The 23802-nt window shown below is 68.9% G+C and carries 17 protein-coding genes and 2 pseudogenes; 12 read left to right on the top strand and 7 right to left on the bottom strand.

Annotation, left to right across the window (positions count from 1 at the left end; translation table 11 throughout):
- Positions 1 to 102: 102 nt before the first annotated feature.
- On the top strand, positions 103 to 1419 hold the full coding sequence (locus tag OIE74_RS05210; protein WP_329378889.1) for a wax ester/triacylglycerol synthase domain-containing protein: 1317 nt from the start codon (positions 103 to 105) through the stop codon (positions 1417 to 1419).
- Between the two features lie 41 nt (positions 1420 to 1460).
- Here the strand turns inward: OIE74_RS05210 and OIE74_RS05205 are convergent, their stop codons facing one another.
- Both OIE74_RS05205 and OIE74_RS05200 read right to left on the bottom strand, forming a co-directional pair.
- A complete protein-coding gene (locus tag OIE74_RS05205; RefSeq protein WP_329378887.1) occupies positions 1461 to 2690 on the bottom strand; it encodes a wax ester/triacylglycerol synthase domain-containing protein in 1230 nt (409 codons plus the stop codon).
- 25 nt (positions 2691 to 2715) lie between these two features.
- Positions 2716 to 4089 carry a flavin-containing monooxygenase gene (locus tag OIE74_RS05200; protein ID WP_329378885.1) on the bottom strand — a complete coding sequence of 458 codons (1374 nt, stop codon included), beginning with the start codon at positions 4087 to 4089 and terminating at the stop codon, positions 2716 to 2718.
- A gap of 296 nt (positions 4090 to 4385) precedes the next feature.
- Between OIE74_RS05200 and OIE74_RS05195 the strand changes: the two genes are divergently transcribed.
- The 3 genes from OIE74_RS05195 to OIE74_RS05185 all read left to right on the top strand — a co-directional run bounded on the left by OIE74_RS05195 (position 4386) and on the right by OIE74_RS05185 (position 6440).
- A complete protein-coding gene (locus tag OIE74_RS05195; protein WP_329378883.1) occupies positions 4386 to 5000 on the top strand; it encodes an ABC transporter ATP-binding protein in 615 nt (204 codons plus the stop codon).
- Positions 4997 to 5815 (top strand): ABC transporter permease, encoded by an 819-nt coding sequence (locus OIE74_RS05190; protein ID WP_329378881.1) that lies wholly within the window; start codon positions 4997 to 4999, stop codon positions 5813 to 5815. The genes OIE74_RS05195 and OIE74_RS05190 overlap by 4 nt, the downstream gene beginning before the upstream one ends.
- 97 nt (positions 5816 to 5912) lie before the next feature.
- Positions 5913 to 6440 (top strand): hypothetical protein, encoded by a 528-nt coding sequence (locus tag OIE74_RS05185; RefSeq protein ID WP_329378880.1) that lies wholly within the window; start codon positions 5913 to 5915, stop codon positions 6438 to 6440.
- Positions 6441 to 6455: 15 nt separating this feature from the next.
- On the opposite strand, the gene OIE74_RS05180 is transcribed toward OIE74_RS05185, so the two are convergent.
- Positions 6456 to 7217: an SDR family NAD(P)-dependent oxidoreductase gene (locus OIE74_RS05180; protein ID WP_329378879.1), complete on the bottom strand. Its 762-nt coding sequence runs from the start codon at positions 7215 to 7217 to the stop codon at positions 6456 to 6458.
- 144 nt (positions 7218 to 7361) lie between these two features.
- Here OIE74_RS05180 and OIE74_RS05175 point away from each other — a divergent pair, with 144 nt between their 5' ends.
- Positions 7362 to 8000 (top strand): TetR/AcrR family transcriptional regulator, encoded by a 639-nt coding sequence (locus OIE74_RS05175; protein WP_329378878.1) that lies wholly within the window; start codon positions 7362 to 7364, stop codon positions 7998 to 8000.
- 125 nt (positions 8001 to 8125) lie between these two features.
- Positions 8126 to 8236: pseudogene (locus OIE74_RS38580) on the top strand (HipA family kinase); the annotation flags it as partial.
- Positions 8237 to 9180: 944 nt separating this feature from the next.
- Here the strand turns inward: OIE74_RS38580 and OIE74_RS05170 are convergent.
- On the bottom strand, positions 9181 to 10401 hold the full coding sequence (locus OIE74_RS05170) for a metallophosphoesterase (protein ID WP_329378877.1): 1221 nt from the start codon (positions 10399 to 10401) through the stop codon (positions 9181 to 9183).
- Between the two features lie 98 nt (positions 10402 to 10499).
- A pseudogene (locus tag OIE74_RS05165) lies at positions 10500 to 11318 on the bottom strand (IS5 family transposase).
- 580 nt (positions 11319 to 11898) lie between these two features.
- Here OIE74_RS05165 and OIE74_RS05160 point away from each other — a divergent pair.
- From OIE74_RS05160 to OIE74_RS05140, 5 genes are all read left to right on the top strand, one after another.
- Complete coding sequence (locus tag OIE74_RS05160) at positions 11899 to 15639, top strand: WD40 repeat domain-containing serine/threonine protein kinase (protein ID WP_329378875.1); 3741 nt, start codon at positions 11899 to 11901, stop codon at positions 15637 to 15639.
- Positions 15640 to 15836: 197 nt separating this feature from the next.
- Complete coding sequence (locus OIE74_RS05155) at positions 15837 to 16403, top strand: DUF302 domain-containing protein (protein WP_329378873.1); 567 nt, start codon at positions 15837 to 15839, stop codon at positions 16401 to 16403.
- A 62-nt stretch (positions 16404 to 16465) separates the two neighbouring features.
- Positions 16466 to 18502: a SpoIIE family protein phosphatase gene (locus OIE74_RS05150; RefSeq protein WP_329378871.1), complete on the top strand. Its 2037-nt coding sequence runs from the start codon at positions 16466 to 16468 to the stop codon at positions 18500 to 18502.
- A gap of 214 nt (positions 18503 to 18716) precedes the next feature.
- Entirely contained in the window at positions 18717 to 19562 is an 846-nt protein-coding gene (locus OIE74_RS05145) for an alpha/beta fold hydrolase (RefSeq protein WP_329378869.1), read from the top strand.
- 112 nt (positions 19563 to 19674) lie between these two features.
- The gene (locus OIE74_RS05140) at positions 19675 to 20406 is read left to right on the top strand and encodes a DUF7873 family protein (RefSeq protein WP_329378868.1); all 732 of its coding nucleotides are present in this window, start codon (positions 19675 to 19677) and stop codon (positions 20404 to 20406) included.
- Positions 20407 to 20871: 465 nt separating this feature from the next.
- On the opposite strand, the gene OIE74_RS05135 is transcribed toward OIE74_RS05140, so the two are convergent.
- Complete coding sequence (locus OIE74_RS05135) at positions 20872 to 21804, bottom strand: AraC family transcriptional regulator (protein WP_329378866.1); 933 nt, start codon at positions 21802 to 21804, stop codon at positions 20872 to 20874.
- Between the two features lie 78 nt (positions 21805 to 21882).
- Here OIE74_RS05135 and OIE74_RS05130 point away from each other — a divergent pair, with 78 nt between their 5' ends.
- On the top strand, positions 21883 to 22719 hold the full coding sequence (locus tag OIE74_RS05130; protein ID WP_329378864.1) for an NAD(P)H-binding protein: 837 nt from the start codon (positions 21883 to 21885) through the stop codon (positions 22717 to 22719).
- A gap of 21 nt (positions 22720 to 22740) precedes the next feature.
- On the opposite strand, the gene OIE74_RS05125 is transcribed toward OIE74_RS05130, so the two are convergent.
- Positions 22741 to 23799 (bottom strand): LLM class flavin-dependent oxidoreductase, encoded by a 1059-nt coding sequence (locus OIE74_RS05125; RefSeq protein ID WP_329378862.1) that lies wholly within the window; start codon positions 23797 to 23799, stop codon positions 22741 to 22743.
- Positions 23800 to 23802 lie beyond the last annotated feature (3 nt).

The following is a 23802-nucleotide window of genomic DNA, read 5'->3' as shown; positions in this document are numbered from 1 at the left end:
GCCGGTGGTCCGTCCGACCGGCGGCCCTTCCAACCGGTGGTCCGTCCCGGTCGGGAGACCTCGCCCGCCTGTCCGTCCCCTGGCACGAACTGGAGCTCCCCGATGCCCGTGTCCGATCCGTCAACGCGGTCCGTTCCCCTCCCCAGCCACCCCACCCACTCGGTCGACCGCGCGTTCCTCGGCATGGAGCGCCGCCACCCCGACGTCCGCTGGGACGCCGGCGGTGTCGCGTATCTGAGCGGTCCGCCCCCGAGCCTGGCGGACTTCCGCGCGTACGTGGGCTCTCGCCTGGGCCGGCTGCCTCTGCTCACGAGCCGGGTCGAGGGCGGCTCCCGGCGCCCCCGGTGGCGGCCGGACGCGGACTTCACCGTCGACCGGCACGTCCACGAGGTGGTCGCGAAGGACCTCGCGGGGTGGGACGCCGCCCTGCGCACCGCGCTCGACGCGCCGTTCGCGCCCGGCACCTACTGGGGGATCTGGCTGGTCCACGGCCATATCCCTGACGAGTACGCCGTGTGCTACCGCTTCCACCACGCCTGCCAGGACGGTTCGGCCGCCGCGATGACTTTCCGGGCCCTGCTGGGCGAGGGGGAGCCATCGGCCCGCCCGGTGCCGAGGAAGGGCCGCCCGGCCGGTCTGCCCCGACGGGTGGCCACGGCGGTCGGGCTGTCCACGATCTTCCTGGCCGGCTCCCTCGCCGTTCGCGGCCACCGCCCGGCCGTCCCCGTCGTCCCCACGGGAGAGCGGCGGCTGTGGCGGGGCCGCGTACCGACGGACGCCCTCCGCCGGATCGCCGCGGCACATGGCGGATCGGCCCACGACGTCCATCTGGCCGCGCTCGCCGGGGCGTTGTCGGTCTGGTCGGCCCGGTCCGGCGTACCGCTTCCCCGGGTGAGGGCGCTGCTGCCCGTCGACGCACGCCGCTCGGACGAGGAACAGACCTGGGGCAACCGGTGCTTCGCCCTGCCGCTGGAGCTGCCCGTGCGGGCCGCCCCGGAGCGCGGGACCGGATCCCGGGACGGCGACTCGCCCCTGCGGCGGCTGGAGCACGTCATGGCCACGACCCGGAGACTGCGGGGCGAGACCTGGCGGCAGGCCATTCAGGACCTTGTCCGCTACATGCCGGACCGCCCGACCGAGTGGTACCTGCGAAGGATGCTCTCCCCGCGGGTGACCGACGTCATGGCCACGTCCATGCCGGTCGCCGACAAGGGAAGCCTGGGGGACGGCCGGGTGACCGGCGTCGCCCTCCTCCCCCTGCTCGTGCCCGGGCACCTCTTCGGAGTGGGCCTTTCGTTCTTCGGCGACTGGACCGAGACGTCCTTCGTGGCCGACCGCGCCCTTCCGCTCGGGGAGTTGCTTCCTGAACTGTGGGAGCAGGCCGTGGATGAACTGGAGAAAACCCTCGCGCCGGTGTGAGCACGCTCTCGCGGCGCGGGTCGCGGCACTCGCCGTCCCTGTCAGACCGTCGCTTCGAGTTCTGCCAGGGCCGTCAGCCACAGCTCCGGGAGGTCGGCCCCGCGGGGGAAGGCCGTGTCGTGGACGACGGAGAGCGTGCACTCGGCCCGGTACCTGAGCAGCGTCAGATGGCAGAGCTGACCGGGCAGGGGAGCGCCCAGCCCGAGCGCGCCGTCCAACCGTGCCTCACCGAGGACCGGTTGTGGCAGGGCCGCGGGGAAGTAGGTGCCGGTGAGGGAGGCGTGGCGCGGACGCATGAGCAGCCGCAGCGTGCCGAGGCTCACCGGACGCGGCGCGCGCCGCATGAGAGCGCGGGTGGTGTGCATCCTCCGCTCGACGCGTCCGGGCTCCAACTGACCTGAGAGAGAGGCGAGTCGGCGCGGAGGAAGGGGCTCCTCACAGGGCAGCCGCAGACGCACCATGGTGAGGAAGTTGCCCACCGCGCCCCGTTCGCCGCCGGTCCGGACCGACACGGGCCACAGGAGTGTGAGGGGCGCCGGACGTTCGTCCTCGGCCAGGGCGACAGCCCGCATCGCCCCGGTCAGCGCGGTCAGGAAGACCGCGCTGACGTCGGTACCGAGGGCCCGGGAGAGAGCGAGCAGCCGCGGGGTCCGCACGGTCCCGACGGCCGTGGCGAGCTTCCCCGTCGGCGGCCGGCGCAGCACCGACCAGGTGCCGCTGCCCCGCAGGCTTCCGGCGACGTCGCCCATGATGCCCAGCACGGCACGGGAGGAGACCCGCCCCCCGCTGTCGGCGGGCGCAGACGAGTCCCGGACACCGTGCGGCCTTTGCGCCGGCACGCGCGGGGTGAACAGCGTCCGCAGTACGTAGTGGTGCCCCGCGCCGTCTTCCAGAGCGTGGTGGATGCGGAACACCAGCACGTACTCGGGCGGGCCGGTGGTGCCGGTGGTACCGGTGCACCCGTGAATCAGCCAGAGATCCCAGGGCGGGCGGGGCGCGGCCGGCAGTGGTCGCGCCAGCACTTCCCCCAGGCAGTTCTGCCACCGCTCCCGGGGATCCGTCATGAGCAGTTCGCGCACATGCTGGCGCAGGTCGAGGTCCGGGACGGGCACGAAGCAGGGACGAGGCCCCAGCCCCTCCTCGACACGGTGGGTCAGCGTCGGAAGGTCCGCCAGTCCGGCTCGTACGTGCTGGCGCAGGACGTCCGGTGAAGGCGGCTCCCCACGGAAGCGCACCGCCCACCCCACCGCCAACTGGTGCGTGCCGGACATCCGGTGGAACACCTCGCTGAGCGGATCACAGGGCGTCGGCCGCCGGGGCGGGGCGGGCCACGGCGGGCAGGGCAGGGACGGCGCCGCGTGCGCGACGCCTGCCTGCTCGGCGTTCCCGGTGGAGGGCTCTTCGGTAGGAGCGGAAGTCAATTTCGATCCCGTGGCGGTAGGTGGACACGTACGTCTTGCGATGGCGGCGCCACTCGCGCGCGATCGCCCGCGCCATGTCCGCCGGCGACGGCAGGGCGACCGCGCCCTCGATCAGCTCGGTGATCCATTCCGCCTGCGGTTCGAGCAGCGGGAACGCCGCACCGGAGGGCTGCGCGAGCCCCATGAAGTAGAGCCCGGGGACGCGGGGCGGGACCGTGCGGAGATAGAGCTCCGTGCGGCCGTCCGGGGCGGCGAAAACGGAGGGTTCAAGAAAGGGGAAGGAGATCCTGTAGCCCGTGGCGTACACCACGGCGTCCACCGCCTCACGGCTGCCGTCCCCGAAGACCGCAGTGTCCCGGCCGAAGGAACTGACGCCGGGCTTCGGTGTGACCGCGCCCCGGGCGAGCTGGGCGAGGAGTTCGTCGGAGGTGGAGGGGTGGCCGGCGAGCGGTCCGCGGACCGGTTCGGGGAGCCCGTAACGGGCCGGGGCACCGCAGGTGAACCGCAGGAGGAGCCGCAACGCCGGATCCTTGAGGAACCGCGGGAGATCGGACAGCGGGCTCCACGCCAGATGGTCCGCCGGACGGCCCAGCAGCATCTTGGGGAACAGATGGGCCGCGTCGCGCGCGGAGAGGAACGTCCGCGCCGCCGTACGCGAGACCTCCGCCGCGATCTCGCACGCGGAGTTGCCCATGCCGATCACCAGCACCCGCCGGCCGGCGTACGGGTCGGGGGTGCGGTAGTCGTGCGAGTGGATCGCCGTCCCCCCGAACTCCTCGGCGCCGGGCACGGCGGGGGCCGGGAAACGCGGATCCCAGTGGTGCCCGTTGGCCACCACGACCTCGGTGTAGCGCCGCGTCTCCTCGGCCACGCCGCCACGGCGCCGGCAGACCACCTCCCAGCCGCCGTCCAGGGGCCGCACCGAGGTGACCCTCGTGCCGAACACGATGTGGCGGTGCAGACCGAACGACGCGGCGTAGTCCTCCAGATAGGCCAGGACCACGCTGTGGTGCGGAAAGACCGGACCGGTCTCCGGCATGGCCAGGGAGGAGAAGGACATGCTCTCCTTCGAGATGTTCGCGTGCAGGGACGCGTACACCCCCGATATGCCGTTGTCGTTGCCGTACCGCCAGAGTCCGCCGACGCCCGACCCGGCCTCGAAGCAGTCGAACGGAACGTTCCGCGAGGCAAGGACCTTGCTCGCGGCCAGGCCTGACGGGCCGGCGCCGATGACGCATGTTCTCCGCATGACCGACCGATCTTCCCTGTGCGTGCGTGACTTCTCCGGCATCCCACGTGGACCGGACTGCCGGGGGTGGCCACGCTAGCCGCCCCGGGCGCCCCGAAATCTGTTTCCGCCGGCGAAGCCGCCGCACGTGTGACGCGGTATGCGGCGGGTTGACGCCGTGGAACGGAACCGCTCCCGGCGCCGTTTCCGTTGCGCTGCCTGCTCGTTGGGCACGGGCGGCCCGGTTCCGCCGCCCATCGGAAGACGCGTACCGCTTCCGTGGCCATCCGGAAGACCTGGCACGACGGAGCAGCGCGATGGACGTCACAGATGTGCACCACTCCTACCGGCAGCACGCCGTTCTCCGGGGCGCCGGCCTCCAACTGCGGCCCGGGGTCCTCGCCGGGATCGTCGGCGAGAACGGCGCCGGCAAGACGACGCTGCTGAGGATCCTCGCCGGTGAACTCCGGCCGGACCGGGGCTCGGTGCACCACAACGGCAGGTTCGGCTACTGCCCGCAGTCCGTGGTCCTGGACGACTCCTTCACCGTCCGCCAGCACCTGGACTTGTTCCGGCACGCCTTCGGACTGGCGGACCTGCGGCGAGCCGAGGAAGTGATGGAGACCCTGGCCTTCACCGAGTACCTCGACCAGCGCGCGGGTCTGCTCAGCGGCGGCTCACGGCAGAAGCTGAACCTGACCCTCGCGCTCATGCACGACCCGGACGTGCTGCTGCTCGACGAGCCCTACCAGGGCTTCGACTGGGAGACGTACCTGCGCTTCTGGGAACTGGCGACAAGGCTGCGCGACGCCGGACGCTCGGTGCTGGTCGTCTCGCACCTCGCGTACGACACCGAGCGGCTGGACCAGTTGTGGCGCCTGGAGGACGGGCGCCTCCAGCGCCAGGACCGGTACTCGGAGGCGGCCGCATGAGGCGACACTGGTCCCTGTTCACCACGGCCTCCCGGTACGCGCTGATCGGTCACGCCCGCAACCGGTTCGCGATGCTGCTGGTGGTGCTGTACATCCCGGTGTGGATCGCCCTGGCCTACGTGACCATTCCCGACCGGCCGGCACCGTTCCGGCTGCGGGCCACGGGCGAGGTGCTGACCCCGCCCGGCAATCACCTCACCCAGATCACCGGCGCGCTGAACGCGGTCACCCTGATCGCCGGGTTCATGATGTTCGCCGCCACCTTCACGGGCGGTGCCTTCGACCGGCGCCTGGCCATGGCGGGGTACCCGCGTCATCACCTGGTCCTCGCCAAACTCTCCGCGCTCACCCTGGTCTGCGCCGCCGTCGCGGCATACGCCACGGCCGCCGCCGGCTTCGCCTGGTCCCCCCGACAGCCCCTCATGCTCGCCGCCGCGCTGTTCTGCGCGGCCCTGACCTACGGCGCGCTCGGAGTGGTGTTCGGCTCGGTGCTCCGCCGCGAGGTGGAGGGGATGTTCGCCATCCTGATGATCAGCATCATCGACGTCGCCCTGCAGAACCCCCTGTCCAGCTCCGGGTCGGACAGCGCCGTCGTGCGCTTCCTGCCGTCGTACGGAGCCGTGCAGGCCAGCATGTCCGCGGCCTTCTCCACCGCGCCGGTGGCCCAGGGCCTCGCGATCCAGTCGCTCTGGCTCCTGGGGGCGGCGCTGGCCGCGTTCATGGTCTTCCGCCGGCGTACCCGCGACGCACTCCCGGCGCGGTCGCACAGCGCGTACGGCCCAACTGACCGGCGGGCCACCGGCCGTCCGGCCTGACGGCCGCCGTGACCTGCGGGAGCCGGAGATCGTTCTGCAACCGGGCGATGATCCGTCGCCCGGCCATCACATTCTTCGCACAAGGAGCACCATCCCCATGACCCTTTCGCGTACCCGTACCGTCCGGAGCGCCGTCCTCACCGCGGTTCTCCTGTCCGCCTCGACCCTGGCCGTCCCCGCCTCCGCGCAGGCGGCTCCGCTGCCGCCCGCGTGTCAGGAAGCGCTGCTCACCACCCTCGACAAGTTCCCCGTCGCGGACTTCACGGTCCCCGACAAGGTCCAGAGCGCCATGCTGGACGAGGTCGGGAAGCTGAGCGAGGCCGACCAGCGGGCCTTCACCGAGAACGCGTGCGCTGCCTGGAACAACTGGGCCACCAGGAACGGCCAGGCGGTGGCCACGGACCTGGACACCCGCTACCGGAACGCCGCCGGACCCGTGTGCAACAAGTTCACCACCTCCGCCATCGGGACGATCAGGAAGTACGCCCCGAACATCCCCGCCGCGACACGGGAGTTGGAGAAGGTGGCCAAGAAGGTCTGGCAGAACGTCGCACAGAAGCTCGCCGTGGAGGCCACCAACGCCGACTGCCGCAAGGCCTACAACGGGGTGAAGGCCGGCTGGTAGCGAGACCCGTCGCCATCACACCGCGGCCCATCCGTCGTCCACCGGCAGGATCGCTCCGTTGATGTTCCTCGCCGCGTCCGAGGCGAGGAACAGGATGGCTGCGGCCTGTTCCTCGGGCTGAGCCAGGCGACCGAGGTTGACGAAGTGGGGGCCGAGTGCCGAGGGGCCGTGTGCGGCCGGGTCGGCACTGTGGACGATGCCGGTGGCGGTGCCGCCCGGGGCGATGGCGTTCGCGCGAATGCCCTGTTTGCGGTACATCACCGCGAGGTTCTTGGTCAGTCCCACCACGCCGTGCTTCGAGGCCGTGTATGCGGCGCCCGCCGCGCTGCCCCGCAGGCCGGCCTCGGAGGCGGTGTTGACGATGGCGCCCTCGCCGGCCGCCAGCATGTGCGGCAGCACGGCGCGGGTGAGCAGGAAGGGCGCGGTCAGGTTGACTCGGAGGACACGCTCCCACTCCGCGTCGGTCACATCCGCCAGCGCTGTCATCCCGTCCATGATCCCGGCGTTGTTCACCAGGACGTCCACGCTGCCGAAGCGCTCGATCGCGGTCCGCGTCACCTGGTCCACGACGGCCTGCTCGCCCAGGTCGCCGGTGACGGCGACGGCTGTGCCACCCGACTTCTCGATGGCCTCGACCGTCGACGCGGCGCCCCCGGCGTTGAGGTCCGCGATCAGCACCCGGGCGCCCTCGGCGGCGAAGGCCAGGGCGGTGGAGCGGCCTATCCCCGATCCCGCTCCGGTGACAATGACGCCGCGTCCGTCGAATGTGCCGGCCACGTGGTTCTCCTGTTCCTCGTCGTGTGGGGCTCCGATCGGCCCCTGGTGCCACCACCGTACGACTTATTGTCTCTGAGTGACATAAAGACGTGAGGGAAGATCTCCGAGAGCTCGATCGCACGAACGACGGAGCAGGAGGAACCGATGACCGCACCCCATGGCCGTACGGGACGACCGCCCCTGACCGAGGCGCGCAAGACCGAGATCCGACGGGAGATCGCCCGGGCCGCGGTGGACCTGTTCGTCACCCAGGGCGTCACGTCCACGACCGGAGAGCAGATCGGCAGGGCCGTCGGGCTGTCGGCGCGCACCGTGTGGCGCTACTTCCCGAGCAAGGAGAGCTGCGTGACACCGCTGTTCTCCGAAGGCATCGACACGATCGCCGCCTTCCTGCGCGAGTGGCCGCCCGGGCAGTCCCTGGAAGAGGCCGTGGGCCGATGGCTCGTGGCGGCGCCCGGCATCGCCGGCGGCCCCGACCGCACCACCGTCGGCGCCCTGGTCCGGCTCACCCGGACTGAACCCGGACTGCGCGCCGTCTGGCTCCAGACCTACGACGAGGCCGAGCCGGCCTTCGCCCGCGCCCTCGCCGAGCGGGCCGGACTGCCGCCCGCCGACCTGCGCGTGACGATCCGTGCGGCGATGTTCAACGCGGCCCTGCGCGCGGCGGTCGAACACTACGCCTGGCGCGGCGACCACGCGCGAGGTGAACGCACGTCAGCGGAGACCGAGTTGGAGACGACCCTGCGCGAAGCCCTCGCTGTCGCAGCGGAAGGGATCGATTAGCGCCGCGGAGCGGGCCGGCAGCGGCTCGTTGCCTCGATCATGCGGGAGGCCGGAGCGTCCGTCGTAACCTTGGCAAGGCCGACGGTGGTCGCGGAGTGCAAGACAAGAGATGGATGGCCTGGAAAGTGTTGCAAGAGGTCCCTGCGACCCGCTACGCCACGCCCTTGTGTGAAGGCGGCTCGCTCCCCGGGATCGTCGAGGCCGACGATCCCCGGACGTACGTCATGAAGTTGTCCAGAAGGTCGGGCTGACCTGCGGTTTTGCCGTGAATCTAGCCTCTGATCCGCAGGGATGTCTCTTTCGGCGTCTTTCAGGCTCGTGCCCGGTAACACAGTCGGTTCTCCCCAGACGCTCCCCAGCGATCTCTGTGTCGCAGTGGGTCCGGTCTGCGAAGCAGGTTCTTGAGCGGCCTTCAGCAGCCACCCGGAGTGAGCAGGAGTGAGATCCAGGACTGCCAGGCCGTGTTGGAAGTCAGCCTTTTTAACTTGAGGTTGCAGGTCACGGGGCTGGCGTGCGACCGGGGCGGGGAGCTCGGGATGGGCGGGGCCTTGATCGTTAGCAGGTAGTCGTCCGTCAGCGGGAGATTGAACCGATACCCGGATCGTGCTGGTCGTTCGTGTATCCCACCCAGAAGGTGGGCGGTCCCTTGAACCTGTTCCCGATGACGCACCACGTCGAGTGCGTGGCGATCCTGGAGCCGGTGAAGAAGGACGACTGACCTGCGGTTTTTTGAGTGGGCATTATGTGCGGTGTGAGCGTTACGGGCGATATCTTGACGCTGAAATGACGCTCGTGACGCTCGTTCTGATGGTGTGTCAGGCGTACTGTCGGGCAGGTCGGACCCTGTCAAGGCGGCAAGGGCCGACGGGGCGACGCCGCTGACCTGCGCGAATGGCCTGTCGCGACCGCCAGCGACTCGGCACCGATGTTCCAGGATCCAGGCCGCACCGCGCTGCCCCCACCCTGAATGAAGCCGAAAGGCCAAAGGTGGCCTTGATGCCTCGTGATGCGGCTGAGGCTAGGGTCTGTCGTTTGGATCAGGCCGGATCAGGGAGCGGGGTCTGGTGTCGTGGATCGCAAGGCGGAGGAGCGAGTCATGGCGGAGCCATGGCGACCGACGACAACGAGGCGAGGCGCGGCTCCAGGGACCGCGAGCCCGGCAAGATCCAAACGACAGACCCTAGGGCGAGGTGGTGGGGTGCGGGGACCGGAGTACGAGCAGGGTGATCTCGCTGGGGGCGAAGACGCGGAACGGCGGGCCCCAGAAGCCGGTGCCGCGGCTGGTGTAGAGGAGCGTGCGGGCGCCGTGGCGGCTGAGTCCGGCGAGGGCGGGCTGGTCGAGGCGGACCAGGTGGTGGAAGGGCCAGATCTGGCCGCCGTGGGTGTGTCCGGAGAGCTGGAGGTCGACACCGCCCGCCGCGGCCCGGTCGATGAACGCGGGCTGATGGGCCAGGAGCAGGACGGGCAGATTGTGGTCGGCGCCCTCCAGGGCTCCGGCGAGGTGGGCTCGGTGTCCGGCCAGGCCGGAGGACTCGGCGGTGACGTCGTCCACGCCGGCCACCACGAGGGTGTCGCCGCCACGTTCGAGCAGGAGATGGCGGTTGCGCAGCGGCTCCCAGTCCAGCTCCTCCATCAGGTCGACCCAGCCCTGGGCCTCGCTGTAGTACTCGTGGTTCCCGGTGACGTACACGCGGGCCCGGGTTGCCCGCACGGTACCGAGTGGCATCGCCTGGGCGCGGCGGCGCTCGGCGGTGCCGTCCGCGATGTCGCCGGTGTGGCAGACCAGGTCGGCTTCCAAAGTGTTCACCGTCTCGCACACCCGCGCCGACCAGCGAGCGCGATCGAGCGGGCCGTAGTGGGTGTCAGTGATGAGGACGACCCGGAGGCCGTCCAACCCGGCACCCAGCCGCGGGAGTCGCACGTCGAGCCGGCGCACGCGCGGCACGCGACGGGCCTCGGCGTACCCCCAGCCGAGCAGTACGGCGCTGACGGCGAGGACGGCCCAGGTGACGGTCCGGGCCCGGTCCTGACCCTCGCCGACGCCGGCCACGGTCAGGACGAGCCGCAAGAGGCCGCCGATCAGAACGGACCAGGTGAACAGAACCCAGCTGGTGCCCAGCAGGGTGTCACCTACGATCGCCGCCCGATCCTGCTGGCGCCGGCCGTGGCCGCGCGCCATCGCGAGCGGCATACCGACGAGACCGAGGGCGAACAGAGCGGTGCCGACGAGCGTGACCGGCAGCGGCCAGTGCTGGCCGGTGTGCAGGAGCACCCAGCAGGGCACGGCCCAGAGCAGGATGGGGGCGATCAGAGGGATGTAGCGCATCAGGCGGCGCAGTCGGCTCCGCCGCGGCGCTTGCGCTTCGCCCTCGGCGGGCCGGGTGTCGCTGGTGTCGGTCATGCTTCGCCTCCTGACCAGGCTGCCGTCTCGCGCACTGTATCCGGTCGCCTTGGGCCGACCGGACCGGCGTTCATAGGCTCGGCCCCTAAGACGGTGTCCTATGTGGTGAGTCGGACGAGTCGTTTGTAGCAGCAGAGGGCTGCGGCGAGCCCGAGGAAGGCCAGGTAGTTGCGGGGGTGGCGTTCGTAGCGGTGGTTGAGTCTGCGGTAGCCGGTCAGCCAGGACATGGTCCGCTCGATGACCCATCGCCGTCGTCCTAACCGTTCGCTGGACTCGGCTCCCTTGCGGGCGATGCGCACGCCGATGCGCTTGCCCCGTAACCATTTCCGCAGGTGGGGGACGTTGTGCGCTTTGTCCGCGTGCGGGCGCTGGGGGTTTGAGGTAGCGGCCGTGGTGGGGGTCGTGTCTCGTTTGGTGGCCCTCGATCATGGGCTTCAGCGCGAGGCTGTCGTGGGTGTTCGCCGCAGAGAGGCCGACGAGGAGGGGCAGTCCGTTCGCGTCCGACAGGATGTGCATCCTGGAACCCGGTTTGCCCCGGTCCACGGGGCTCGGGCCTGTGAGTTCGCCCCTTTTTTGGCCCTGACGTGCGCGGAGTCGAGGACGGCCCGGGAGAGGTCGAGCAGGCCGGCGTCGTCGAGGCGGTGCAGGATCTCTTCGTGGAGCCGGCCCCAGACACCGGCTCTTGACCAGATCAGAAACCTGCGGTGGGCCGTCGACTTCGATATCCCGAAGCACGGAGGCAATGCCCGCCAGGCGCATCCGCTGACCAACACGTAGATGTTCGCCGCGAACAGCGTCTCATCAGGCGTGTCCTGGGTCCCGCCGCCCTGCGGCCGCACCTTCGACGGCGGGATCAGCGGCTCCGCGATCTCCCACAACCCGTCCGGAACAATCCAACTCCACTTACCCCGCCCCATAACTGACCCAACGACCACCTCACCACATAGGACACCGTCTTAGGGAGAGCCGACGCGATCTTTACGCCATCAACGGCCACCAGCCCGGTCGTTCTCCGCCAGGTGGCCCCAGACGAACGGGCCGCAGCCGCCTCCGCGCTCGGATGTCCGACCTGGGAGATCGGACCCTGCAGCGGATGCGGACAGCTCATGCGCCGATACGGGCGCGGCGTCGCCGGTGGAGTCGGAGTTGTCGGAGACGCCGGCGAATCCGTCGAGACGGGCGGCGCGTTCGGTGTCGTCGTGGGTGGCGAACCCCCTGTTCTCGAAGGCGGCTTCCTCGGCCGTGGCCGGTGTGCAGTCGCTTTACCTCGTCGATTCGGGTGCTGTCGACACCCTGGTCGGCGTCCCGAACGATGTAGATCCTGTTCGTGATCCGAAACAGCCCGTCGCTCCGGCGACCCCGCTCCGGCGACGTCAGGCGATTCCGTCCCTGCCCCGGCAACCGAATTCCCACCCTCGGGCGTCTCGAAAAGAGCGTCAGGTCGGTCTTACCGGGCTCGCCCATCGGCACCACCAACAGTCAAGGAGGCAAGTCGAGTTGACGACTCCACTCACGCCGGAGGACCCCGAGCGGCTCGGCGACTACTGGATCGCATCGCGGCTGGGGTCCGGCGGGCAGGGTGTGGTGTACGAGGCGTACGACCGGGGCGGCGCGCGGGTCGCCGTCAAGGCGCTGCGCCGGGACGCCACGCAGTTCGTGTGGGACCGGTTCGGCAAGGAGGCCGAGGCGGCACGGAAGGTCGCCCCCTTCTGTACGGCCCGGATCCTGGACGTGGCCCTGCCGCCGGCCAACGGCGCGGGGCACGAGGGCGCCGTGCCGTACATCGTCAGCGAGTACATTCCGGGGCCCACCCTCACCGCCCATGTCCAGCGGCGTGGGCCGCTCGACCCCGATGCCGTACTGCGTCTGGCGATCGGCGCGGCGACGGCGGTCGCCGCGATCCACAGCGCCGGTGTGATTCACCGCGACCTGAAGCCCGGCAACATTCTTCTGGGTCCGGACGGGCCCCGCATCATCGACTTCGGTATCGCCCGCGCCGCCGACATGTCCCTCACGGACACCGGCGCGCTCATGGGCACCCTCGGCTACATGGCGCCGGAGGTCCTGTCCGGCAAGCGGGCGACCACCGCGTCCGACGTCTTCGCGTGGGGGGCTGTGGTGTTGTTCGCGGCGAGCGGTGACGAACCGTTCCGCGGCGCCCATCTCGGTGAGGTGGCTCACCGCACCGCGTCCGTCCACCCGGATCTCGGCGCGGTGCCCGCCCGGTTCCGCCCACTGGTTGCCGCAGCTCTCGCCAAGGATCCCGAACTGCGGCCCTCCGCACAGGAGTTGCTCAGCGATCTGATCGGAGGGCCGAGCAAGGCCGTCGATCCGCGCCGGGCGCTGCTCGAAGCGGGCGCGCGCCGCGCCACCTCGCGTGAGGACGTGCCGCCCTCCGCCGAGACCGTTCCCCCGCTGGGCGAGCGCGCCGAAGCGGCCTTCGGCTCGCTGCCTCCCGCGTCCCAACTCGCGGCCCACGAACTTCTGTTACGTCTGGTCGTCCCCGGTGACGCGGTGGACGGCTCCCAGGATTCCGTACGTACCGCGAGCCAGGACGAGTTGTACGCCGGGCGCCCCGACAGCGAGCGGCGGGCGATCCAGGCGGCCGTCACCGTACTTGCCGACGCCGGTGTCCTGGAGGCCGACGGAGAGGACGGTTCCGTACGCCCCGTCAGCGCCGCGCTCGTCCCCGCCTGGAGCAGGCTGCGTGACGCCGTCGACGCCGACCGCCAGAGCCTCGTTGTCCACCGTTCTCTGGGGCGCGCCGCCCGCCAGTGGCTGGCGCACGGTGAACGGCCTGACGACCTGCCGCACGGCACCGCCCTGCGCACCTTCCTGGACTGGCTGGCCGTGGCGCCCTTCCATCTGCGGCCAAATCCCCTGGAGCTCCGCTTTCTGCACGCGGCCCGGGAAGGGTCCGCCCGTGCCGCCCGTCGTCGACGTCAACTGCTCTCGGTGACAGCCGCGTTGACGGTCCTGGCGCTGCTCGCCGGAACCGTCGCCTGGTTCCAGAGCCGGGAGAGTGCCCGGCGTGGCGCCGAGGCGGAACTCCGCCGCGACCAGGCCACGTCCCGCTCCGTGGCACAGGCCGCGGACAATCTGCGTGGCAGCAGTCCGGACACCGCACTGCTGCTGAGCCTCGCCGCGTGGCGCATCGCGCGGACACCGGAGGCGCGGTCGTCGCTGAGCGCGGCGGCGACGCAGCAGGAGACCGGCGTGATCGATGTGCCCTCGCCCAGTTCGTCCCCGGACAACGGTGAGGCGCTCCTGGAGCGCGGCCTCAGCTTCATGACCTACACCGAGGACGAGACCAGGTTCTGGGATCTGACCAAGGGGCAGGAGGGTGTCACGAAGCCCCGGCTCACGGTGGCCGGCGCCATGGTGAATCCACCCACTCCGCCCCTGGTCAGCAGGGACGGCCGACTGCTGCTGAAGAAGGGCACGTCCGGCACTTACCAGCTCGTGTCCACCCGTGACGGCAAACCGTCCGGCAAGCCAGTACCCCGTCAGCCCGGCTTCCGCCCCGACCAGTTGTCGAACCAGGGACATGTCCTGTTCGTCCAGGAGAGCCCGCCGACCGACGCACCTGTCACCCATCGGTTCTTCTCGCCCGCCACCGGGCTCGTCTCCTGGACGACGGAGAAGTCGAGCGGGATGTATCTCTCGCCGGACGGCACGCACTTCGCGTCCTGCCCACAGAGCGCCGCGGGCGGCAGCGGCGAGCCTCTGACCGTGTGGGCGATCCGCCCGGGGGACGCCGAGCCCCGGTTCGTGTTCTCCAGCACCAGCCCCGCGAGTCGTTTCGACGACGTACGGGTCACCTGTGGCGGAGAGCTGGACTTCAGCGCGGACGGCAGCCTGTTGGGTCTGCGGGACGGCGGGAGCTTCTTCGTCTGGTCCACCGCGGACGGCCTCCCGCGAGCCGGTACCTCGATCGAGACGCTCGACGAGACGAACGCGAGCGTATATCTGAGTGCCGGGGGCCACTACGCTCTCGCCTCCTCCCAGGAACACCCCATCGCCGTCTGGGCGCTCGACGGCTCCTCCGTCCCGCTCTTCCGGCTCGCCGACCGCTCAGGCAACAAGGACGGCAGCAACAGCGGCGGCTTCCGGATGGGCCTGGACGAGAAGTCCAGCACGCTCACCTATCTGGACAGCGGCTCCCAACAGGTCCACCGGCTCGACCTGACAGCCGCCCTGTCCGGCGGAGGGCAGGGGCCGGCCGTCGAGGGCGCGGCGATCTCCGCGGACGGCCGGACCGGTCTCTACCGCCAGGGTGTCGACGCTCCCGTCCAGCACGTCTTCGACGCGCGCACGGGCAAGGAGAGCGGTACGCCGCTGCCGCAAAGTCCGGGGCTCGGCGAGGCCGCGCAGACCCGGGTCAGCGCCCTGTCCCCGGACGGCAGCCTCGTAGCCTTCACCGACTTCCGGCCGTCCGGGGGCGACCTCCGTCTGTCCGTGAGCGTGTGGGACCGGCGCGCCCGCAAGGAACTGCTGCGCGCGCCCGTGCCCGAACAACGCGACGTCTTCGAGATCACGATCTCCCGCGACAACCGCCATATCGCCTTCAGCAACGACTACGCGGGAGTTCCCTCCGGCGAGGGCGGTGCCATCGACGTCTGGGACATCCGAGATCGCAGGCGGGTGCACCGCTTCGCTCAAGGACAGCACGGATTCGGCCAGTTCAGCCGGGACAGCCGCCGTCTGGTCACCACCGAGGGCGACGTCCTCGACCTGGCGACACGGACCAACCGCCGCGCGGCCTTCGGCAACGAGGACACCGTGGACCTCGCCCACTCGCCCGACGGCAAGGTCCTTGCCGTGGTGCGCGCCACCGGCTGGGTCGAGCTGTGGGACAGCGAGGTCCGCCACCGCCTGGCCCGGATGCCCAGCAGCACCGTGCGCGGCGGCACACGCTCCGGCGCATACCTCTCGGACACCGTCTTCTCCCCTGACGGCACTCTGCTGGCCGCCACCGTCGAGACGGACACCGTGCAGCTGTGGGATGTCGACGCCCGCCTCTCCCTGGGCCAACCCCTCGACATGGGCGGCCGGGAGATCGACGCCATGGCCTTCGACGGCAGCGTGCTGCGCGCCCTCAGCGGCAGCCGCGCCCAGTCCGTCGACCTGGCGCCCGACGCACTGGCGGTCACCGTCTGCAAGAAGGCCGGCCGTGACATCACCCGTGAGGAGTGGCGCACGTATATCCCGGACCTGCCCTACCACGGCCTGTGCTGACGATGTGTCCCAAGATGCGGCCCGAAGTCACCGAGCCCGGGGCCGCCGCCAGCACTTCACGACCCTGGTGCTGCGCGTCAATACACTGGGCCGGCGGCCATTGTTTCCGGTACCGCTAAACAGTCGCCAGGCGCGATGGTGATAAGCAGGCTAGACTTGTCAGCCCGACTGTCAAGGGCTTCTTGTGAGGGGGCGTGGTGACGCCAAAATCCGAAAGCGCTCCAGCGGTCGTACACGAGGTGCGGCGGCTGCAGGTTGATGTCGGTGTATCTTACGAAGATTTTCGAGAGCGCTACGAAGCCGCGGTGCCGACGCTGGACGTGGCACGCTTTGATGCGCTTAAGGAAAACAATGCCGACTGGGACGCCGTGCTTACGGCAACGGCGGAGAACGCTCCGCATGATTTCATCATCTATTGGCGTAGTGATGTGACTGCGATGATGAATCTCGCAGGTGACGAGGCCCGGTGCACGCAATATCTTATGGGAAATCATGGCATGGCCGAGCGTATGTTCCGTCACGATGCGGCGGCAATGCTCTACGCGCCTCTGCGGACTACCATTATTGAAGATCCGGACGGGGCCGTTCGATTCTGTATCGACCAGCCGAGTACCCAGTTCGCCAGTTTCGGGGACTCGCGGATCGCACGTGTGGGGGTGGAGTTGGACGGAGAGCTTGCGCGACTGCTCAAGAGTCTTGAAGTTCCCGTTCCTGCCGCTCTTACGATGACCGGCGAGGAGCGGGGCGTCGGGAGTTCGCCATAATGGCTGTCCCGTCGCGCTCACATGGTTGCGCCTCAACTTGTCGATCTGCGGCTTCCGCTGGAATGGGATCCGACCGCGAGGCGATCGAGGTGCTGGCTCTGACCAACGCTGCTCTGACCGTGGTCAGGTGGACCCCGGCCGCCGAGCGCATTTGGGGATACTCAGCCGCAGAGGTGGTGAACCGGCCGGTGGAAGACCTGTTTGGCCTGCCCCGAAATTCAATGCATGCCAACCTTTCGGCAGCGTCCCGGTCCTGGTCGGGGTCGATGGACATCAGGTGCCGTGACCGGCGGAAAGTGAAACTGGATATCCAGGTATCGCCCGTTCAAAGCGGCGACAGTGAAAACGACTGGTTTGTGTGGTCGGGCAAGTTGGCGGTGTCGACGGATATGAATCCTTCGGTGCTGAACGCGATCTTCAACAGCTCACCCATTGGTATCGCGGTCTGGGACCGCGATCTGCGCTGTGTCTGGTTCAACAGCAGCGACACCAACGAGGGAGTCTACAAGTCGAATGTGGAGCTGGGACGCCACATCACAGATGTGGTCGCGACCAACCATCCCGTGTTCCTGGAGACTGCTCTGCGGCACGTCCTGGAGCGGGGCCTGCCCCTCCTCGATCACGAACTGGATCCGAGCACAAGCCCTTCGCCCGACGCTCAGCCTCCCCGCTTCTCGGTCTCCTTCTTCCGCCTTGATGACGCGGAAGGCCGAGCGGTGGGTGTGTGCTCGATGGCTGTGAACATCAAAGACAGCCGGGCACGACAGCGGCTGAACATGCTCAGCGAGGCAGGCACGCGTATCGGCACCACGCTCGATCCTCTCAACACCGCTCAGGAATTGGCGAGCACAGCGGTTCCGGCGTTGGCGGACTACGCCACGGTGGATCTGGCGGAGGTTGTCGCGCTCGGACAGGAGCCTCTGAACCACCTGAATTCCACCGACATCAGCATTCCGGTCTTCTACCGCGCCGGCGCGGAATCCATCCACTCAGATATGCGTGAGTCCCTCTGGCACCGCGGAGAACCGGTATTCGTTCCGCCGGCATCCCCGTTCACCGCTGTTCTGGAGTCGCGGAAATCTCATTTCGAGCCCTTGCTCGACACCTCGCCGGGCACCTGGCTCGACAACGATCCGGACAGGGCGCGTGTCATTCGTGCGACCGGAATGCATAGCCTGATGATTGTCCCGCTTCAGGCGCGTGGGGCAGTACTGGGGGTGGCCGTCTTCGTACGTACGGAGAACCAAGTCCCATTTACCATGGCCGATCTTGCCCTTGCCGAAGGGCTGTCGGACCGGGCCGCGTTGAGTCTCGACAATGCTATTCGGTACACGCGCGAGCGAGAGGCCGCCCTGGCACTGCAGCGTGATCTGCTGCCGCATCGCCTGTGGGGCAAAGGAGCCGTCGAGGTGGCGTCCCGCTATCTGCCATCAGACACCCACGGCGGTGTGGGTGGCGACTGGTTCGATGTCATCCCCTTGTCCGATGACAGAGTTGCCCTGGTGGTCGGAGACGTTGTCGGCCACGGCATCAACGCGGCAGCGGCCATGGGACGGCTTCGTACGGTTGTCCATACGCTCACGAACCTGGGAGTTCCCCCTGCCGAACTGCTCTCGCGATTGGATGAGCTCGTCCTTGAGATGGCCCGGGAAGGCCCCGACGACACCGGTCTCACATCGACAACTGTGGGAGCGACTTGTCTCTACGCGGTCTACGACCCCAGCACTCTGCGCTGCACCATGGCGAGCGCCGGGCATCCTCCCCCCGCGATCCTTTCCCCCGACGGCACCGTCGCCTTCGCCGATCTACCGGTTGGGCCGCCGATCGGAGTTGGACTGATGGAATTCGAGTCGGTGGAGGTGGAGTTGTCCGAGGGCAGCGTGATCGCCCTGTACACCGACGGCTTGATCGAGACCCGCGGAGGGGACATCGACGATGGATTGGACCGGCTGGGTCTCGCCCTTGCCTCGCCCGTCGTAGCACTGGACGACCTCTGCGAGGCGGTCGTCGACACCATGGTGGCCACTTCGCCTTCGGAGGACGACATCGCTCTTCTTCTGGCTCGTGTTCAGGGCGGTTCGGCATCACCATCGCCATGACGCGGTCGCCGATCTCGTCCAGAACGCCGGCGGCTTCCATGCCGGGGATGTACGGGGGCACTGCTCCTGTTACCGCCCAAGTATTCCGAGGGGTGTCTGCTCGCACAGCGAGGAAGGGGTAAGAGCGGTAACGTTGAGCTGTGAGCGTTCTCATTTGTCCCGGGATGCGCGAGTAAACATATTCTTAGCGGTGCGAGCAGGATGGGACTTGTCTATGAGTACATCGTGGTCGAATTCTGATGTCCGTCCGCAGTTCAGGACGATCGACGGACTGTCGGTACGCTTCGCCGAAAGCGGGGATGGGCCCCAGGACGCCATCTTTCTGAGCCCCTGGCCGGAGAGCGTGTTCGCGTTCGCGCAGTCCTGGGCCCAACTGGCCGAGAACGCACATCTGGTGGCTGTCGACCCGCCCGGATTCGGTCAGTCGGAACGCCGCGAGGCACTGATGAACCCAAAGGCGATGGGCGAGTTCGTCGTCCGCGTCGCCGATGCCTTCGAGCTGGGGAATCCACATCTCGTCGGCCCCGACATCGGCACGTCGTCGGCACTGTTCGCGGCGGCCTCTCAGCCTGGTCGGTTTCGTACCGTGGTCGTCGGCAGCGGAGGCGCAGCCGTTCCTCTGCAACTCGCGGGCCCACTCAAGGAGTGGGTTGAGGCCTCCGATCTGGAACCGTACCGACAGATGGACGGACGTCAGGTCGTCACGGCCACACTCGCGACCATCGAGGGGTACACGCCGTCCCCCGAAATCCAGGAGGACTATCTCTCCTCCTACGCGGACGACCGCTTCTTCAGGACGATGAGCTATGCCCGCAGCTATCCCGAACTGCTTCCCGTTCTGGGCGACTTGCTTCCGGATATCCATACACCGGTGCGTATTGTGGCGGGCAGCCAGGACCAGGTCGTGCCGCCGGTCAACGCCGAGTTCCTGCATGACCGACTGCCCCGCAGCCGCGTGGATTTCATCGACGGTGCTGGTCACTTCTGCTGGGAAGAGGAACCTGACGAGTACGCCGCGCTCGTCACCGACTGGTGGAATGAAGGCCACGCATCCGTGTGACGATCTCGATGCCCAGCGCGGCCTCGCGCGTCGGACAGCCCTCTCGGTCGGAAGGGACGGGGCCGGCGTTTAATCGGATGTGCGTGCGGCGCAAGGTTGTTAGGTTCGCCGTGTGCCGAAGTTGAATCAGATCATCGCAGTCGAAAAGGGCGTCAAGTCCAAGGCCCTCCAGGAGCTCACCCAGGCTCACCAGGACGTGCAGAAGCCCGCCCTGCTGGCCGGCATCTCCCGGACCTACCAGCCCAAGGACGAGGAGGGCGAGCAGTTGCCGCCCGAGTCCACGCGGGTGCAGATCAAGGCCGAGGACGCTCTGCGGGCGACCGCCGGGACGCTGACGCGGCTCTTCGACGTGACCGCGACGAAGGACTGGGCGAACCGGTCCGCGGTCGCGGACGTGGTGGTCGACGGTACGGTGCTGTTGCCCCAGGTGCCCGTCCCGTACCTGTTGTTCCTGGAGAAGCAGCTCACCGATCTGCACACCTTCGTGCGTAAGCTGCCGGTGCTCGACGCCTCCGAGTCGTGGAATCTGGACCCCTCGACGGACTCGTGGAAGACGGACCCGGTGCGGACCATCCGCACGAAGAAGGTTCCGCGCAACCACGTGAAGGCCGAGGCCACGGAGAAGCACCCGGCGCAGGTCGAGGTGTACTACGAGGACGTCCCGGTCGGTTACTGGACCACGGTGAAGTTCTCCGGCGCGTTGCCCGCCCGGCGGGTCAACGAGCTCCTCGACCGCGTCGAGAAGCTCCAGCAGTCCGTCAAGTTCGCCCGCGAGGAGGCGAACAACACCGAGGTCACCGACCAGCGGGTCGGCGAGGCGGTATTCGGCTACCTCTTCCGGTAGCCCCCACATACGCCCTCCGTCGCGAGCGGAGGGTGCGCGATGAGCGCAAGCTGAAACTGATGTTGAAGCTGATGAAGGGGTGTCAGTTGGGGGTTCGAATCCCTCTCCCCGCACCACGTGCGGGGGTGGCCCAAGCCTGGCAGAGGCGGCCCCGTGAAACTCAGATTCTCGCTCCAGTCTCAGTATTCGCCGCCGAACACCGGATCGACCGAGCGTGGGCGAACATCGACGGATGGGGGTTCAAGTCCCTCCGGCGCCTCTCTCGTGGCGCTGTAGTTCAAAGGCAGAACACGTCGATCTCAACATGACCCGCGGTTCTTAAACGCCGCCGGTGTGCGCAAATGGGTGGCAAGCTGGAGCCCGGGAGCTGGACATGCTCCCGGGCTCCGTCACGTTCCGGCGCGGTCACAGCACTAGACAGCAAGTCCCCATACGGTTCCAATAACGTGGCAATACTGAAGTAGTTCAGTGTTCCGGTTGTCGGGCGGTGCGCCGGTGGTCGCTGGGACGCGAGCCGCGTACTCGTTTGAACGCCGCGCTCAATGCGAACGCCCCGGAGTAGCCGACCCGTCGGGCGACGGCGTCGACGGTCAGGTCGGTGTCGCGCAACAGTTCCGCAGCCAGGGCGATCCGCCAACTCATCAGGTAGGTCATCGGAGGTTCGCCGACCAGAGACGCGAAGTGGTGGGCAAATGACGCCCTCGACACTCCGGTCCTGGCGGCGAGTTCGGCCACCGTCCACGGATGTGCGGGGGTGTCGTGCATCAGCCGCAGGGCGTTGCCCGTACGTGGGTCGTCCAACGCGCGGCACCGGTCAGGGCCGTTGTCGAACCACTCGCGCAGTGCCGCGACCAAGAGCAGGTCCAACAGTCGTTCCAGTATCAGTACCTGGCCCGGACGGGGCCGGGTAACTTCCTCGGCCATCACCTGCGGCGGCGGGATCGCACTTCCGGCGGCCGACGTGACGAGAAGGTCGGGCAGGGCTTGCAGCAGATGCTCGCTGAGGCCACCGCGCCGTGTGAACGCGCCGCTGAGCAGTACAGGACCCTCGTCGAGTTCGCCGTCCCGCCTGCCGCAGGAGCGAGTGGGCCCGGTGCCGCCAGGACAGTGGTCGGCCGCGGTCACCGTCCGTGTCACGTCCGGGAACAAGGCCGATGACGGAGTATCGGCCACGATGTAGGGCACGTCGCGACGTACAACAGCGATGTCACCCGCGGTCATGTGCACAGGGTCTCGTCCGTCGGCAACCAACCAGGCGCGCCCTCGCAGCATTGTGGCCAGCATCAGTGGGGCGTCGGTGGCCATCCGCAGTGCCCAAGGCGGTCGCAGGACCGTCGACCGGAACACCGCACCGCGACCCCACACATCTGCCAGCAACTCGGACACGGCATCCACCATCACGAGTTTAGACGCTGTGACATCGATCAAATCGTCCCGAGCATGGCTCCTCGCACCCTCTCGCGGTTGGCTCAAGGCATGAACACACCACTGATCCTCGTCACCGGGGCCACAGGCAAGTCCGGTAGCCGCGTCGTAGCCCGTCTGCGAGCTCTCGGGACACCCGTACGCGCAGCGTCGCGCACCGGCGAGCATCCCTTCGACTGGACCGACTCCAGCACATGGGACGCAGCTCTTGACGGTGTGCGCGGGCTGTACCTCGTGCAGCTCAACGGCAGTCGGCTCGTTCGTCCCTTCCTCGACAGAGCGCTGCGTCATGGAGTGCGACGTGTCGTCCTGGCCTCGGGCCGGGGCCTCGACGACCCCGATTTCATCAAGGGGAGCGGCGCCGTCCGGGAAGCCGCGCTCGACAGCGAGGCCGCCGTACGCGACAGCGGGCTGGAATGGACCATCATCCGCCCCGGCTGGCTCGCGCAGGTCTTCACCGAAGGCATCTACGCGGACGCCGTCCGAGCCGGTGAGCTGCGCCTGTCCGCCGGTGACGGCGCCGCCGGCTTCCTGGATGCCGACGATGTCGCCGCGGTGGTGGTCGCCGCTCTCACCGCGGACGGCCACACCGGCCAGACCTACGAGTTGTCCGGTCCCAGCGCGGTGACGCTCACCGAAGTGGCCACCACCTTGTCCGAGACCATCGGCCGCACCGTACGTTACGTACCGCTGTCGAGGCGCGAGTACATCACCGAACTCGTGGAACAGGGAGTGCCGGCCACGGACGCCGAGGCGTTCGCCAACGTGGCCGAGTCGCTCAGCCTGGGTAAGGACGCGTACGTGTCCGACGGGGTGCGGCGCGCACTCGGCCGCGCACCACGGACTTTCGCCGAGGCGATCCAGGAGGTGCGGCCCTTCGACTCGTGAACCACTGCTCCGGAAGCGGACTCACCGGCCCGTCTCCTGAGCCGCCGGGGAAGCGGGGCGCCAGCCCAGGTCGGGGGCGATCAGGTGCCGTACGTCGTGCAGGATCTGTTCGTACTCCTCGCGATGGAACTCGTACGGCAGCTCCAGACGCAGCTCCGACACCTGGGCGAGCACGGGGTCCGCGGTCAGCTGCTCCAGGATCTGCTCCGCGGTTCCCACGACGTCCGGCGCGAACAGGAACCGTTTCCCGCCCAACGCTGCCAACTTCTGCGGCTTCAGGGTGCGTTCGCGCCGACCAGCCGCGTAGTCCCGGTAGCGGGCCCGGGTGAGCGTGTCGGCGCTGTCGAGCGGCACGATCACCCGCCCGAGCGCCACTCGCGCCGTCGGCCGGTCGTCGCCCAGGCCGCGCCGGTACTCCGAGAGCAGGTTCAGCTGGGCGGTGGTGAAGTCGTCGGTGTCCTCGCCGGAGACGATGTTGCCGGACAGGAGGCTGAGACCCTGCTCGGCGGCCCAGCGGACCGACCGGGAGCTGCCTCCGCCGTACCAGATCCGCTCCACCAGACCCGGGTTGTGCGGCTGCAGCCGCGGCCGCTGGACGTTGCCGGGTGAGTGGATCACGGTGTCCGGGCCGCCGAGGTAGTCGCCGCGCAAGTTGTCGACGAGGCGGGCGATCCTGCCGTACGACAGGTCGAAGCCGCGCCAGTCGCCGTCGTACACCAGGTCGCCGAGCAGGCCGGCGTGGGGCATGCCGGTGCTGAAGCCGACCTGGAGGCGGCCGCGGGACAGTACGTCGGCCAGGGCCAGGTCCTCGGCGAGGCGGAAGGGGCTCTCGTAGCCGATCGGGATGACCGCCGTGCCGAGCTCGATCCGCTCGGTGCGCTGGCCGGCCGCGGCGAGGAACACGGCGGCCGAACCGACGCCGTGTTCGAGGTGGCGCTGGCGGATCCAGGCGCCGTCGAAGCCCAACCGCTCGCCGTACTCGAAGAGTTGGAGTGTCTCCTCCAGGCCGGTGTACGGGTCGTCGTCGGCGAAGTTGCCCGGGGTGAGAAGGGCCAGTGAGGTGATAGTGGGTGTGCTCATGCG

Source organism: Streptomyces sp. NBC_01716, assembly GCF_036248275.1.
GTDB lineage: Bacteria > Actinomycetota > Actinomycetes > Streptomycetales > Streptomycetaceae > Streptomyces.
This window is presented reverse-complemented; position numbering and strand designations above follow the sequence as displayed.